Below are 16102 nucleotides of genomic sequence, written 5' to 3' on the forward strand. Positions count from 1 at the left end.
GTGGCGCAACTGAATACCTGCCTGCCGGCAGGCAGGGCGCAGAAGATTATGGAGTTTTATGCATATGTTCTTAAAAGTGAGTGTGATGGAAGATTATATAAAGGTCATACATCAAGATTAGAAGAGCGAGTAGTCGAGCATAATGCGGGCAAGACCAAATCGACAAAAGGATTTAGACCTTGGAAATTGGTATATTTTGAAGTGTTTTCAACAGAAAAAGAAGCTCTTGAGCGAGAAAAGTATTTTAAGTCAGGTAGTGGACGAGAATTTTTAAGAAATAAGTTAAGGCCGCGTGGCGCAACTGAATAGCGCATCAGATTTCGGCTCTGAGGGTTGGGGGTTTGAATCCCTCCGCGGTCACGAATAAATAGTTCAAAAAGGAAAAACGCCAACCTCGATTGAGCGTTTTTTCGTTTGAACTATTTTCAAAGCGGAGCTTTGAGGGATGAATCCTTTGGATTCAATCCCAAAATTACTCTATTGGCTCAAGCATTTTATACGGGATTCTATTTTCAGCGCGTAGCGCTAAGGGATCTGTAATCCAAGGGATTTAATCCCAAAAATACCCTATTCGTTTGTGCGTTATTTCGTTTAAACTATTCTCAATCCCAAAACATCGAGCGTAAGGCTTTGGAGCACATCGGTAATATTCACTCCCTCCACTATTAGTTTCAATTGAACATTCAAATTTACAAATGCAGTGCATCGAAGAAATAAGCTTTCTCGCGCAATTCAACTTATTTAATCGACGTTTATATATCTGATATTCAAAATAATTAATTGAATATCTATCTTTCACCTATGATTCCAATCCCAAGTCTCATCTCCGAAATGCATCCAACAACTCGCTTGGTGTTTCTTATCTTATTTTTTGTTGGTATGGGTTGGATTGTCCTAAGTCGGTTTTACATCTATTTTGAACAGGTATTCGCAAAGAAATACAAACGACCTTTTTTTTTGAATTCCATTATTTTCCGAAGACAGATTTCCCAAGACAAGCGACGTATTCTCGAGAAGGAGTTTTCGTTTTATCAAAAATTAAGCACAAAACAAAAACGCATATTTAGGCACAGACTGGCAAATTTTTTAAGAAACAAGGAATTTGTTGGACGAGACAATTTTGAAATCACAACCGAGGTCGAAACATTGATTGGGGCAACAGCCGTAATGCTGACCTTTGGCTTGAAAAATTATCAGTTAGATGTTTTTCATACTATTCTAGTGTATCCCAAGTCATTTTATTCAAAACAAGGTGGAACGCTTCACAAGGGAGAGTTTAATCCACGGATGGGGCTTATTGCTTTTTCGTGGGAAGACTTCAAATTCGGCTATGACATTAGTAATGACAATCTTAATTTGGGCATTCACGAATTTGGTCACGCCATGCACTTCAATAGCTTCAAAAACGGAGATATCAGCTCTATAATTTTTAGTGACACGTATAAGGACTTAAAACGCTATTTACGCTCGGATGAAGAAAAGCGAAAGGCCTTGTTAGATTCAAAATACTTTAGGGCTTATGCGTATACCAATGAGTTTGAATTCTTCTCGGTTCTTCTTGAATGCTTTATGGAAACCCCAAGGGATTTTAAGGCGCAATTTCCAAAACTCTACGGCTATGTAAAGCAAATGCTCAATTTTAATTTTGCAGGATACTAAACGCAATATTATACTTATTTTAGAGATTCAATTCAACTGACTCATTTTATGTTTAAACTGACCATTGTTGCTGGTGCTAGGCCAAATTTTATGAAGATTGCGCCAATTATTCATGAGATTGAACGTCGAAAAGCAGATGATGTTCCTATCGATTATCAATTGGTGCATACCGGACAACACTACGACCGCAACATGTCTGGTAGTTTTTTTGACGAATTGAATATCCCAGACCCAGATGCAAATTTAAATTGCTCTGGTGGGACTCAAGCCGAGCAAACCGCATCTATTCTATTGGCTTTTGAAAATTACCTTTTAAAAAATCCATGTGATTTGGTAATTGTGGTCGGTGATGTAACGTCAACCATGGCTTGTACATTGGTTGCAAAGAAGCTGAATATAAAGGTGGCTCATATTGAAGGCGGTATCCGTTCGCACGATTGGTCCATGCCTGAAGAAATCAACCGAATTGTTACCGATAGTATTAGCGACTATTTTTTCACCACTTCGGAATTAGCCAACGACAACCTTTTGAAGCAAGGTGTTGACGAACAGCAGATTTTTTTTGTAGGGAACACCATGATTGACACACTTTTAAAAAACAGACCTCGCTTTAAAAAACCAAACATTTGGAATGAACTTGGTCTTAACGAAAAAGAATACATCGTCCTGACTATGCATCGCCCGGCCAATGTTGATGAGGAACATCAGTTAAAAGCCATGATAGATGCAATTATGGCTGAAACTCAGGATTTACCTGTTGTTTTTCCTGTGCATCCAAGAACAGCTCAAATTTTAGAGCGAATGGATATTACACATCCAAGATTACATAACATACCACCTTTAAGTTATTTAGAATTCAATTATTTGGTTGAGCGCAGTAAGGCTGTAATTACAGATTCTGGCGGAATTACGGAAGAAGCATCCATAATGAATGTCCCTTGTATGACCTTACGCGACAATACCGAACGTCCTGAAACGATTACCCTCGGCACAAACGAACTCGTTGGTACACAACCAGAAAACTTAAAACCTTATTTGGAAAAGTTGTTTAGTGGCGATTGGAAAACTGCAGAACCCATTCCACTATGGGATGGAAAAACAGCCGAAAGAATCATCCAACATATTGTTGAAACAATAGGCTAGTTATTCGCCAAGCGCTTCAAATTAGATATAGTATCTGTTGGGTTTTCACTCTTAAAAACGTGGCTTCCTGCCACAAACACATTAGCCCCTGCTTCGGCAAGTTGCGCAATATTTTTATCGGTTACACCACCATCGATTTCAATTAAGGTATCTAAGCCTTGTTCGTCAATCATCTTGCGAAGTTTTTTGACGCGTTGATAGGTCATATCTTCAAACTTTTGGCCCCCAAAGCCTGGGTTGATGGACATTAACAAAACCATATAACATTTCGGAAGAATGTCTTCCAAAACCGAGACTGGAGTTGTTAAGTTGAGAACGACACCTGCCTTGCAACCCGCATTTTCAATTTGGGTCAACGTTCTATGTAAATGTACCGTAGACTCATGATGTACTGTAATAATATCAGCACCGACCTTGGCAAATTCTTCGATATAACGTTCGGGCTTTTCAATCATTAGGTGCACATCTAAAGGCTTAGTTGCATGCTTTTTCATGGCCGAAATAACTGGCATACCGTATGAGATATTCGGAACAAAATGCCCATCCATAACATCGATATGAAACCAGTCGGCTTCACTGTTATTGACCATTTCTACATCACGTTGAAGATTTCCGAAGTCTGCAGCCAACATCGACGGCGCAATTAAATTTGAAGCCATTTTTAATGAAGAATTAAGTGTTGTGTTTTTAGTTTCAGCAAAAGTAATTAAAAAAAGAAGTTTCTTCCCTTCGGGAAGACGGAAGATGGGCTATAAAAAGTGAACCCCCGGTAATCAGCCGGGGGTTCTTTCATCAATCAAAAAACGAACAGTTATGTTTTGTAACTGTTGTTGCGTTTATTTAGTCGTAATATAACTATTATCCTAAATATGTCTTTAATATTTTACTACGAGACGTATGTTTTAATCGTCTAATTGCTTTTTCTTTAATTTGTCTAACACGCTCACGGGTTAAATCGAAGGTTTCTCCAATCTCTTCAAGCGTCATTGGGTGTTGATTTCCAAGTCCAAAATATAATCGAATTACATCTGCTTCACGAGGCGTTAATGTTTCTAGCGCACGCTCAATTTCCGTTCTTAAAGATTCGTGTAACAAATCTCTATCAGGATTTGGCGATTCACCAGAACGCAATACATCGTAAAGGTTAGAATCTTCACCTTCAACCAATGGTGCATCCATGGAGACGTGACGACCAGAATTCTTCATTGATTCCTTAACGTCATTGATAGTCATATCCAATTCCTTCGCAATTTCTTCTGCTGACGGTGGACGCTCATGACTTTGCTCTAAAAAGGCAAAGGTCTTATTGATTTTATTGATAGACCCAATTTTATTCAAAGGCAAACGTACAATACGGGATTGTTCCGCTAGTGCCTGTAAAATAGATTGTCTAATCCACCATACGGCGTAAGAAATAAATTTAAAACCACGGGTTTCATCAAAACGCTGTGCGGCTTTGATTAATCCTAAGTTGCCTTCATTAATTAAATCGGGTAGGGTCAATCCTTGGTTTTGATATTGCTTAGCAACAGATACCACGAAACGTAAATTGGCCTTAGTCAATTTTTCTAAGGCTATTTGGTCACCCGCTTTAATGCGCTGTGCCAATTCCACTTCCTCATCGGCAGTAATTAAATCTACCTTTCCAATTTCTTGAAGATATTTGTCTAAGGATGCGGTTTCACGGTTGGTTACCTGCTTTGTAATCTTAAGCTGTCTCATCTACTATATAGTCTTTTTTTAGAATGAGCACTATAGTAGTGCTAAGTAGTTATACGTAAGATAACCCTTTTTTGTTACAATAAATGTGAAAATAATTTACAGTTTAATGATTTTAACGGTATCTAGATTGATAGCGTCCGTAATATCATTTGAGAACTTGTAGTGTCCGCGCTTTGTAATTAGCCTAAATCTATAGGATTTTAATTGGCTCAAGGTATTTAAGAATAACCATTTGGATTTTAATAACCGTGGTTTTACCGTTTTTAAACTTAAATCGAAAAGATATTTACGCCCTTCCTTCTCAGCTACAATATCTGGAGTCACAGCAATGTTACTACCTTTTTTTAAGTAAGATTTCGGCGTTTCAAATCCGTCGATATCGGCTTTGATGTTTTCGTAACCTAAGTTCTCTAAATAGGTAATGGAATCGTTTAATTCGTTTTTGTAGTTGTCTTTATCTTGTTGTATCATAGTCTAATAAACTACGAAAAATAAAGCGGAATTGCAAATTTTGCGGACTTACAATTCACAATCATACTCTTTGTTAAATGAAATACTATTTACTATAATCTCATCATTTATAGAGTTTTCAATACGATAGAATATAATAGTGGATTCTAAATTTAATTCTAAATTGAAACTAATTGCATTTACATTTTGGTTAGCATACTCCTCATTTAGATGATAAGTTATAGTGTAATTGGTATTATCAAAAATTCCATTTTGAAACAATATACACGCATTAAATAATGCTAAATTTACAGTTGGATTAAGATTTTCGGTTGTACAAATTGGTATTTCAGAAGTTGAGCACTCATCATAACATTCTTTTAGAAGGTTTAAGGTGCTGTTGGTATTTTCTAAAGTAAAACTATTATTATTTTCAATAGAAATCATCCAATCAAAATTCCAGAAAGTAGAGACGTCAGAATTATCTTGTAGATTAATGTTAAGATGAACTTGATTATTCATTAAATAAACAGTCCAATTGCCCAAATATGTCATTTCATTGTAGTAGTAAGTTACACCACCATCATTGGTAAAAACGAAGAATGAACCGTCGTAAGTTTCATTATTCTCTACATTCCAAATGCAGTTTTGAGAAGGTAAATTCGCTTTGCAATACTCTATAATATCTTCATTTAAACATGCCGTTATTCGGTCATTTAAATCCTTATAAGTATATACAACAATTGATTGGCCATTGTCAATTCTAATATTTAAAGGCAAGCTTAAACTTATTGACTCATTCTCTAAAAGAGAGGATAGAACATCTACAAATTGCTCATCATTTGTAATAACATAATTTTCTTGCAATAAAAGAGTAGCATCGTACCTAAAAAGAGTAAATGGATATATGAATTCTAAACAAGAAATTGCATTTTCCGAATTTTCATCCTTAGCAACACGCTCAATTAAATTAAACAATCGAGATTCTACCTTTATGACATCGTCCTCTTGGGCCACTAAGCTATCTAAAGGTTCAACATTGCAAGAAAATAAAGTTAAGACATAAAGTACGGAAAATAATTTAAATGTATTTTTCATAGTTGATTGGTTTGTTATTAATTATCAAAAAGCATGCCATAAAAAACCCGAATCAGATTATGAATCGGGTAAAGGTTAAAATCATTATAAAGAATTAATCCTCCTTATTCTCTTCCCGTGGTGTTCTATCGTCTCTACGATTATCGCGGTTACGGTTATCACGTCCTCGATTGTCACGTCCTCGGTTATCACGTCCGCCACTTCTATTGTTATCCCTAGGTGGTCTTGCAACATAACCTTCAGGTTTTGGTAAAATAGCTTTACGAGACACTTTTTCCTTACGTGTTCTAGGGTCTATTCCGAAGTACTTTACATCAAATACATCACCCATATTGACAACGTCTGATACGTTTTCCGTTCGTTCCCAAGCTAATTCACTTACGTGTAATAAAACTTCGTTTCCTGGTGCGTCCATATACTCTACAACGGCACCGAAATCTAACATCTTAATGACTTTAACTTCGTAAACGCTTCCAACTTCAGGTTTGAATAATAAGGAATCAATCTTAGCCATTACGGCATCAATTCCTGTACTACCAACTCCTAGAATTTCCACAACACCTTCTTCTGTAACTGGGTCTTCGTTAATTACGATAGTGGTATCTGTTTCTTTCTGTAATTCCTGAATCACTTTACCACCTGGACCAATTAAAGCACCAATGAATTCATTAGGAATACGACGTGTTACCATAGTCGGTGCGTGCTCCTTAACTTCTGGGTTTGGCTGTGCAATGGTATCAGTAAGTTTTTCAAGAATGTGTAAACGTCCGTCTCTAGCTTGCTTTAAAGCATTTACTAAGATTTCGTAAGACAATCCTTTTACTTTAATATCCATCTGGCAGGCCGTAATACCATCAGCAGTACCTGTTACTTTAAAGTCCATATCACCTAAGTGATCTTCGTCACCAAGGATATCAGACAATACAGCGTACTTTCCTGAATCTGCGTCAGAGATTAATCCCATGGCAATACCAGAAACTGGTTTTTTCATTTGTACACCAGCATCCATCATAGCCATTGTACCAGCACAAACCGTTGCCATAGAAGACGAACCATTAGATTCTAATACTTCTGAAACAATACGTACTGTGTAAGGGCAATCTTCTGGCACCATACCTTTTAAAGCACGTTGCGCTAAGTTACCATGTCCTACTTCACGACGAGATGTTCCACGAATTGGTCTGGCTTCACCTGTACAAAACGGAGGGAAGTTATAGTGTAAATAGAAGCGCTCTTCACCTTCGTGAGATGGCATGTCTATTTGGTTAGCATCTCTAGAGGTACCTAATGTTACGGTTGCTAAAGCTTGAGTTTCACCTCGTGTAAATAGAGAAGAACCATGTGTTGAAGGTAAGTAATCTACCTCACACCAAATAGGTCTAATATCCGTAGTCTTACGACCGTCTAAACGTAAACCTTCATCTAAGGTTAAATTACGAATTGCTTCTTTTTGAGCCTTAGCTACGTATTTATGAATCAGTTTTCCTAAATCTGCTTGCTCTTCTTCAGAGAACGCATTGAAAACTTCTTCTTTAATTTCACTGAATGCTGCGCCACGTTCATGTTTGGCAGAACCAGCTTTTGCGATGGCATACGTTTTATCGTAAACCATATCATGAATTTTCTTAGCCAAGTCCTCATCAGAACGTTCTGGATCGTACTCGCGAACTTCTTTTTTACCAACAGCTTCAGCCAAACGTACTTGTGCTTCACATTGTATTTTAATGTGATCGTGAGCAAATTTGATGGCTTCTGCCATTTCTTCTTCAGAAATTTCATCCATTTCACCTTCAACCATCATTACAGAATCAGCAGAGGCTCCAATCATCATATCGATGTCAGACTCTAATAATTGTGCTCTAGTTGGGTTGATAACAAACTCACCGTTAACTCGTGCTACTCTAGCTTCAGATATTGGACATTCAAACGGGAAATCTGATAATTGAATCGCTGCAGAAGCGGCTAATCCTGCCATAGCATCTGGCATAACATCTTCGTCATGAGACATTAACTGAATCATAACCTGTGTTTCAGCGTGATAATCCTTTGGGAATAACGGACGCAAAACACGGTCTACCAAACGCATGGTTAATACTTCACCATCACTTGGTCTGGCTTCTCTTTTAAAGAAACCGCCTGGATAACGACCAGCAGCCGCAAATTTTTCACGGTAGTCTACTGTTAATGGTAAAAAGTCTACATCTGCAGCATGGTAGTTAGATACTACGGTACACAATAGCATACATTTGCCAGATTGCACAACAACACTTCCGTGTGCCTGCTTGGCTAGTTTTCCGGTTTCGATAGAAATTTCCCTACCGTCACCAAGGTCAATGACCTCTTTGTAAGTCTTTGGAATCATAAAATTTTTAATATAGTGCTGACATGCAAAGCATCGTCAGTACTGTTAAACAATGGTCGTTGTGTTGTTGTGTAGAGATTGTTGTGTGACCAATGAAAAACCTTGTAGCTTCTTCTAATTTGTGTCATTGCGAAGCCACATTTTTTATGTGGCTGTGGAATCTGTTTCTTTATGAAGAGATTACCACGTTGCTACGCTTCTCGTAATGACGTTGTAGCAGTATATTTTATAACAAAAAACCACGCCGTAGCGTGGTCTATGTATTGAGATTATTTTCTTAATCCTAATTCCTTAACGATGGCACGGTATCTTAAGATATCCTTTTTGGTTAAGTAATCTAAAAGCGAACGACGCTTACCTACCAATTTTACCAAAGAGCGCTCTGTATTAAAATCTTTACGATTGTTTTTTAAGTGCTCCGTTAAGTGATTAATTCTGTGCGTAAATAACGCAATCTGTCCTTCAGCAGAACCGGTATCGCCTTTTCCTTTACCGTGTTTAGCGAAGATCTCTTCTTTTTTCTCTTTTGTTAAATACATTCCAATATTTAGTTAAATGATTTTTATGTACACGAAAGTTTTTCTTTCGAGCGGCAAATATAGGACTTTTTATGAATTGAACACCACAAACTACCACAGTTTTAAGCTTTTCGATAAACGGTTTTAAACCTTTCTTAATATTTGCCGTCCAATATAATGTTCAACAAAAAACAAAGAAACCATGAAACATTTAAAATTTACAGCGGCATTGTACTTAGGATTGATCATTTTTGGCCTGTCGCTTACGAGCTGTACCAAAGACAATGAATTTACAGAAGAGCTAATAACTGCAGATAGTCAGTTAGAATTAGAACGCGCGGCCGAAATTGATGCCGTAGAAAGTGCATTAAGTGATTTGGTCATTCAAGTCTATGAAAATGATAACGCTAACGCCTCTGGTCGTTCTGCACAACCACCAGCGTTGCCAGACTGTGTAACTATTACTTTGGTAGCACAACAAAATTTCAGGGAATTGACGATTGATTTTGGCTCGGAAGGTTGCTTGGTACGAGGGCACCTTCTAAAAGGGCAACTGGTTATAGACTATACCAGAGATCCAGAGGCGCAAGAAGTGACAATTAATTACAATTTGATTGACTTTTATTTCGATAACAAGAATGTTCTCGGAAGTCGAAGTATTTTGAAAGAACGCTCTAATGCAAACGGAAACCCTCAATTTACCCACACTTTGGATTTAACTGTGATTTGGCCGAGCGGATTAGAAGCGTCTCGTGAAGGTCTCAAGATTAAGGAATGGGTGGAAGGTGCCGGAAGCGGTATTTTTAGCGATAATGTTTTTGAAGTGACTGGAAACTGGACTTCAACATTTAGAAACGGAAACGCACACAGTTACGAAGTTATGGAGCCATTACGACGCGAAGTGATTTGCACCTATTTTGTTAGCGGTACGGTTGATGTATCCCGCACTAACTTTGGTGGTGTGTTTGATTTTGGTGATGGCGATTGTGATAACCAAGCGACATTTACATATAATAATGGTAATGTGCTTGATATAACATTGAATTAGTCTGTTTTCAACATTATTCAATTAAAAAACCTGTCAGGTTATAGAAACTTGACAGGTTTTCAATGTTTTATGTTTTGAGTTATTATGCTCCATCTAAAAGGATAAATTTAAACTCATCCATTTTTTCTCGCTCATCTAATTTAATCTTTAATATACTACAAATTTCTTAGTAATAGATTCTCCATTCATATTTATTCTTGCGAAATAAATCCCTTTCTGAAAGGATTGAACTTTAATATTATTAAACTGGGTTGTTTGTAGAACACTCTGACCAGATACATTAAAAATTTCAACGGCGTCTATAGCAAATGAAGAATTTATATTGAGATAATCCTTTGTTGGATTTGGATACAATTCTAGAGTCGCCTTTTCAATTTTTAAATCTGAAACGGTTAATGAATTAAAAGCTATTGAATTTGCAGTTGGTTCATTTTGATTATAGGCATTTATTGTTCCTGCTCCTAGATTAATATTCATGTAGTTTTCAATAAATAAGAGTTCATTGAATACAGGATCTCCATTTTCTACGAAAGTAATATCACCAGTCGTTGGATTTGGATTGGCTATTACATCAAACAAGACTAATTCAAAAGGGCCGTCACCATTTAATAAAATACTTGAGGAGCCCGCTTCAACTCTAGAAATAAAATAAGGATCTCCGCTAGAATTACTTGATCCTAAGTCTTGCGTTGACCACTCACTCGCAGGAATATTAGAGTTACCAGTTTCAAAATTACCAATAGTTAGACCAAGGGGAATATAGAACCCTGCACCCATATCTGCTGTATTACCATCTGTTATTGTAGCGCTTGGTGTGGCAACCAAAGCAAACTGATAGTTATTGGTATTAGAATTAACACCTATAAAGCTGATGCTAAAATCAAATGTTTGTGCTTTACCTGTTGTGAGACAAAGTAGAATAAAAAGAAGGGAGTAAATGTTTTTCATAATTGAATAATTATTGGTTAATGTTTGGAATTTGTGATATGAAAGGGAAAAAATTTGAAGTCGTTCCATTGCTAGGGTGACCTAAAATAATATCTTTAAGAATATTGGTGTCATTACCAGGACCTAAGTAGCGTACTTGACCATTCATGTTTATATCAGCGTTGCTATACGCTGAAAAGGGAAAAAAATTACTGCTTGTGGCATTACTACTATTTGCTAAGACGGCGTCCTTAATTGTGTTAGTATCATTCCCAGGACCTAAATAACGTATTTGTCCATTAGAATTGACATCGCCCGCCCAAAGCGCGTTGGACCCCATTAGATTAGGAAGTGTAGTCACGGCATTAGTGCCAAATGTGCTAAACGAAGGATTCGTTGTATCAAAATTTGTTATCGATGTGGAACTGAATTGCATAGGTGATTCGTTCATAACGCCCAAATGGTTGCGATGTTCTATAGCCAAATAATAGGTGTTTTGATAGGCGCGTAAACTTATAGGCGTGACGCCATCAACATCTACGATACTGCCGTCTCGTCTAAGTAATGCCGAACGACCATTTATTAGACTACTTGTATTATCCTTAGAACGTAAGGTTAACCATACCCAATCTACAATAGCTCCATTGCCAGTAGTATTAAATACAGTGGCTTCGCAAGTTGCATTATCAGAATATGGACTTGTTGTAGGAATTAAGCCTAAGCTTCTAAGGTTATCATTCATTAGTGTTGGTGTATCTGGATTTAATAGTGGGCCTTGTAAATAGACTTTTGCAGAAAGGTTAAGTTTAGGTGCTTCCCCTATAAATCCTTCAGATCTGGAGACACCTCCAGTAGAACTTTCTTGTACCGCTACTTCTCCAATAGTATAGACGATTGCAATACCAGATGCGTTAGTGGAAGACCCACCAGAATCTATACTTGACTTTTCTAGTGTTTGCGCATTGAGAGCAACGCCAAAGAGAATTAGTGTAAATAAATTAGATGTCAATTTCATAGTATATTTTTTAATCTATTCTAAAGGTGATTCCGTTTAAGGACAGATAATTCAAAGCAGTATTGTCAAAAGCAACTACAGAGCCATCGGGATTGATATCCACTCTAACAGTACTGGAGCCAGTCTGAGTTGCCAAGGCAATCACTATAAGATTAGGTCTATATCCAACAGGTAGTGTAAAGAGGACATCTCCTGCAGATACGGCTCCAGCGTTGCGCCTTACGAGACCTTCAAGATGAACACGATTGTTTTCAATGAAGTATCTTGGTTTTTGATAAGGTGCACCGAACGCATTATAATTTGCATCATAGTTATTTATGTCCAATGGAGTCACTACACTATTAACGCTTTGCCAAATTACAGTACCATTACCTTTTGCGGTTAAAACTTGATTTTCAGAACCATCTGTGTTTGGAAGGTTATAGGAGTCATTTATGTTTAGCGTCCCATTTTTATAAACAGTTAATGCGTTACTTCTATCGTTGTTACTTGTCCCATTCCCAATTTCAAATAAGGGATCAGATAAAATCCATTGGTTTGACGTGCCACCGCCATTATTAAATCGTCCTACAGCAGTATTGCCAAAAGCTTCTGCTTTAGTTGAAGAGCCTGTGGCAAACGATGAATTTCCGGATGCTAGCGTACCGACACCAGTTGCCGTTGAACCAGATCCTGAAGCTACTGTAGAAGCTCCAAAGGCAACTGCTGAATTTCCTGTGGCTTGACTACCACCACCAATTGCCATGGCACTAATTCCAGAGGCGGTGGTATTAGATCCCATGGCTACCGAACTGATACCTGATGCTGTTGTACCAGACCCTATTGCAACTGAGCTAATTCCTGAAGCTTCAGTACTGGTTCCCATGGAAAATGAATTGTTTCCACTAGCTATTGTAAGATTTCCCATTGCAAAAGAATTGTCACCAGAAGCCAAATTTTGAAGTCCAGCAACGAAAGCAAATTGTCCAGAAGCTCCAAAGGGTTGCGCATTTGTGAAGCTTGTACTCAGGTCAACGGCATTGTCACCAGTCCATACGTAATTGTCAGGATCTTTACCTTTTAGTCGCCATCCTGTGGTATTATCGCCATATACTTTTTCTAATCCATTAACATTTAAGGCAATTGGTACGGCATTAAATGGAGTATTTCCTAAATCAACAAATCCAGAACCTAAGTCAACTTCAACTTTTAATAAATGCGGATATCTATCCCATTCAATTGGACTAAAAGCGCCTAAATCTGGTGTTCCTTCTCCAATGCAAACAATTGCTATACCATTTGCGTCTGTTGTGATAGCATGTGTTTCTCTGTACACTAAAACGCCACTAGCATTGTTATCAATTAGAATATTAAGTCTAAGATTTATATTCTGATTGGCTACAGCATTGCCTAAACTGTTTTTGATTTGAGACTTGTAGTTGATGCAATTTTGCCCAATTAAAAACGAGAAGCTTGATAGTGCAAAAACGAGTGTTATTTTTTGAAGATAATTGTAAAGTGTTTTCATTATTATAAGTATTGCAATTTGTGATATGTATTTAATCTATTCGAAACGAGATGCTATTGAGTGCAATAAATTGATTGCTAGAGTCCTCTTCAGCAACTACGGTGCCATCAGGATTTACACTAACTGTTAGGTTTGTGCCAGCTACTTGTGGACATATAAACATGTGCTTGTTCAACGGCCGGTAACCAGTTGGTAATACAAATAACATATTACCTTGGCTTATTCCACCAGTCCCGAAATCCTTTCGCATATAGCCTTCAATATGTACTTTATTTTTATCGATGTAATAGCGGGGACCTTCAAAACCTGTTGAGACATAGGGAGAATAGGAGATACCATAAGTTGTGACATCAATAAGTGTAGGTATATCATTATTAATAGAGGTCCATTCTACATTTCCATCGGCTTGGGCAGTCAGCACTTGTCCTGTTGAACCATTGGTTCGTGGCAAGGTATAAGCATCATTAAAGTTAACAGCTCCATTTTTATATACTGTAAGTGCATTGGATCGATTATTATCAGCCGAACCATTTCCTATTTCGAATATTGGGTCAGAGTCAACCCAGCTTCCGGAATTGCCATTACCATTGTTATATCTACCAATAGCAACACCACTATAGGCTTGTGCTCGGGTAAAACGGCCTGTGGCTGTAGCACTGCGCCCAGAAGCTACTGTAGCGCTTCCCATTGCTGTTGCTCCGATATTGGAGGCCGTGGTTTGACTGCCTAATGCCACGGCAGATCCTCCAGAGGCTACAGTCAATCGGCCTAAAGCAATAGAATTATCTCCTGTTGCTGAAGCTTCATTTCCAATAGCCATTGCATAAATATTCGTTGCACTACTATTGAACCCCATTGCGGTAGAATAATTACCGCTAGCTGTGGTGTTAAATCCTGTACTAATAGCGCTAATACCCGTTGCTCCATTAGTGCTAGAACTACTATTGCTTTCACTAAGATCAACTGCATTTGCACCAATATTTCCATAGTTGGCTGGATTTTTGTCTTTAAATCGCCACCCGATACCATTTCCTTCATTAATGGCTTCTAAACCGGTAGAATTGTCGCTTGTAATAGGAAACCATACGGTAGTTCCATCACCCACGGCGGTTAACACTTGGCCTGCAATACCATCGTTATGAGGTAAATCATAAGCGTCATTAATATTTACAATTCCGTTTTTATATACTGTAAGCGCATTAGATCTGGCATTATCTGCTGATCCGTTACCAATTTCAAATAAAGGGTCTGTTGGATCCCAGGTTGTTAGATTACCACCGCCAACATTAAAGCGTCCAAAAGCAGTTGATATTGTTGCTTCTGCTTTTGTAAACGCTCCGAATGTACTGGTGTAATTCCCCAAAGCTTCGGTGCTGAGACCAGAGGATAAGGACACAAACCCCGATGCTTTAGTATTAAGACCAGAACTTAGGGCATATTCCCCTGAGGCACCAGAATTTCCATCACTAGAATTATTAGTTCCGCTGAGATCTATAGCCCCCAACCCAATGTTGGCATAATGATCTGAGTTTTGTCCAATCAATCGCCAACCTTGACCAGCACCTTCGTCTAAAGCTTCTAATCCGGTAGCTGTAGCACCTGAATTAGCTTCTAGGTATTCTTTTGTAATTAAGGCTTTAGCGTCTGTAATTTCATCAATTTCAAAGCTTGGAGCCGTAATAGTACCATTTTTTAGAACTGTTAGGGCATTGGAACGGTTATCGATGTCATCGCCATTGCCTATTTCAAATAAAGGATCTGTACTTGTCCACCCGCTACTAATTCCACCACCTATATTGAAACGACCAGTTACGGTTACAAAGGAGGCATCTGCATAAGTCGTGAATCCCATGGCAGTAGAATAAATGCCAGTGGCACTATTTTCTGAACCAAAAGCAGTAGAACCTGTTCCTGAAGCATTATTATTTATTCCAAATACTGACGAAAAATTACCCGAAGCTGAAACACCATTTCCAATGGCTACAGAGCTTAATCCTGAAGCGGTAGTAAATGCTCCCATTGCTGTAGCATTTGCACCAATTGCTGAAGTATTTCTTCCAGTGGAAAAACTTTTAGCTCCTAAGGCGCCATGTTGTGAACTAGTGCCTGTAGAATAACTTAAATCTATCGCATCTGAACCAATATTACCATAAAAATCAGGATTTCTACCAATTAAACGCCAACCTATACCGTTACCTTCATCTAAAATCTCTAGGCCAGAGACATTATTGGCGGTTTGTGCAGTTATTGCGTAATTGGCATAGGGCACGGTTTGAAATGGGATAGTACCCAAATCTTCTAACCCATTACCAATATCTATTTTGGTATTTAGGTTGTGATTTTGTGTTGTCCAATCAATTATTGATAAATTCCCTTGTATTGGAGTTCCAGACCCAATAGTCAGAGTAACGATTCCGTTAGTATCTGTTGTTATTTGGTGTAACTCTTGATATCTCAGTAAATTATCTTCGAATATTATAAATTGGACGCTTACATTCTGATTAGAAACCACATTACCCATGTCATCCTTGATAATTGCCTTGTAGTTAAAACCACTTTGTTGGGCAAAAGCTTCAGATAAGCCTGCGATTATAAGTAATACTGTTATCTTGAAAAGATGGTTTTTGAATAGAGAAGACATTGTAACTAAAGA

General features: G+C 37.8%; 14 protein-coding genes and 1 tRNA gene. 5 read left to right on the plus strand and 10 right to left on the minus strand.

Translation table 11 applies throughout. The annotated features are described in order from the left end of the window. The 4 genes from ACFOSX_RS06480 (at nt 1) to wecB (ending at nt 2802) form a co-directional block, all read left to right on the plus strand. Entirely contained in the window at nt 1–309 is a 309-nt protein-coding gene (locus ACFOSX_RS06480; protein WP_386098195.1) for a GIY-YIG nuclease family protein, read from the plus strand. After that, a tRNA-Arg gene (locus tag ACFOSX_RS06485) sits at nt 287–360 on the plus strand. Before ACFOSX_RS06480 ends, ACFOSX_RS06485 begins: the two co-directional genes overlap by 23 nt. Nucleotides 361–780: 420 nt before the next feature. Further along, complete coding sequence (locus ACFOSX_RS06490; protein WP_386098197.1) at nt 781–1659, plus strand: zinc-dependent peptidase; 879 nt, start codon at nt 781–783, stop codon at nt 1657–1659. Nucleotides 1660–1707: 48 nt separating this feature from the next. After that, the gene (wecB, locus tag ACFOSX_RS06495) at nt 1708–2802 is read left to right on the plus strand and encodes a non-hydrolyzing UDP-N-acetylglucosamine 2-epimerase (RefSeq protein ID WP_386098199.1); all 1095 of its coding nucleotides are present in this window, start codon (nt 1708–1710) and stop codon (nt 2800–2802) included. Here wecB and rpe read toward each other — a convergent pair. The 6 genes from rpe to rpsO all read right to left on the minus strand — a co-directional run bounded on the left by rpe (nt 2799) and on the right by rpsO (nt 8973). Further along, nucleotides 2799–3461: a ribulose-phosphate 3-epimerase gene (gene rpe / locus ACFOSX_RS06500; RefSeq protein WP_386098201.1), complete on the minus strand. Its 663-nt coding sequence runs from the start codon at nt 3459–3461 to the stop codon at nt 2799–2801. The genes wecB and rpe overlap by 4 nt on opposite strands. A gap of 199 nt (nt 3462–3660) precedes the next feature. Beyond that, nucleotides 3661–4524, minus strand: a complete 864-nt coding sequence (locus ACFOSX_RS06505) for a sigma-70 family RNA polymerase sigma factor (RefSeq protein WP_008270568.1) — start codon at nt 4522–4524, stop codon at nt 3661–3663. A 96-nt stretch (nt 4525–4620) separates the two neighbouring features. Further along, nucleotides 4621–4995 (minus strand): hypothetical protein, encoded by a 375-nt coding sequence (locus tag ACFOSX_RS06510; RefSeq protein WP_386098203.1) that lies wholly within the window; start codon nt 4993–4995, stop codon nt 4621–4623. A 48-nt stretch (nt 4996–5043) separates the two neighbouring features. Then, entirely contained in the window at nt 5044–6072 is a 1029-nt protein-coding gene (locus ACFOSX_RS06515) for a hypothetical protein (protein ID WP_386098205.1), read from the minus strand. Between the two features lie 94 nt (nt 6073–6166). After that, complete coding sequence (locus ACFOSX_RS06520; RefSeq protein WP_386098207.1) at nt 6167–8434, minus strand: polyribonucleotide nucleotidyltransferase; 2268 nt, start codon at nt 8432–8434, stop codon at nt 6167–6169. Nucleotides 8435–8703: 269 nt separating this feature from the next. After that, the gene (rpsO, locus tag ACFOSX_RS06525; RefSeq protein WP_386098209.1) at nt 8704–8973 is read right to left on the minus strand and encodes a 30S ribosomal protein S15; all 270 of its coding nucleotides are present in this window, start codon (nt 8971–8973) and stop codon (nt 8704–8706) included. 181 nt (nt 8974–9154) lie between these two features. Here rpsO and ACFOSX_RS06530 point away from each other — a divergent pair, with 181 nt between their 5' ends. Beyond that, nucleotides 9155–10000, plus strand: coding sequence for a hypothetical protein (locus ACFOSX_RS06530; protein ID WP_386098211.1), 846 nt, complete (start codon nt 9155–9157; stop codon nt 9998–10000). Nucleotides 10001–10147: 147 nt separating this feature from the next. Here ACFOSX_RS06530 and ACFOSX_RS06535 read toward each other — a convergent pair whose 3' ends face one another. From ACFOSX_RS06535 to ACFOSX_RS06550, 4 genes are read right to left on the minus strand one after another with little or no spacing between them, the layout of a single operon-like run. Next, nucleotides 10148–10948, minus strand: coding sequence for a T9SS type A sorting domain-containing protein (locus tag ACFOSX_RS06535; RefSeq protein ID WP_386098213.1), 801 nt, complete (start codon nt 10946–10948; stop codon nt 10148–10150). 10 nt (nt 10949–10958) lie between these two features. Continuing rightward, complete coding sequence (locus ACFOSX_RS06540; protein ID WP_386098215.1) at nt 10959–11942, minus strand: hemagglutinin protein; 984 nt, start codon at nt 11940–11942, stop codon at nt 10959–10961. A 10-nt stretch (nt 11943–11952) separates the two neighbouring features. Continuing rightward, entirely contained in the window at nt 11953–13449 is a 1497-nt protein-coding gene (locus ACFOSX_RS06545) for a hypothetical protein (protein ID WP_386098217.1), read from the minus strand. A gap of 31 nt (nt 13450–13480) precedes the next feature. Next, complete coding sequence (locus tag ACFOSX_RS06550) at nt 13481–16090, minus strand: hypothetical protein (RefSeq protein WP_386098219.1); 2610 nt, start codon at nt 16088–16090, stop codon at nt 13481–13483. Between the last annotated feature and the right edge of the window lie 12 nt (nt 16091–16102).

The organism is Winogradskyella maritima, assembly GCF_042650215.1.
Taxonomy (GTDB): domain Bacteria; phylum Bacteroidota; class Bacteroidia; order Flavobacteriales; family Flavobacteriaceae; genus Winogradskyella; species Winogradskyella maritima.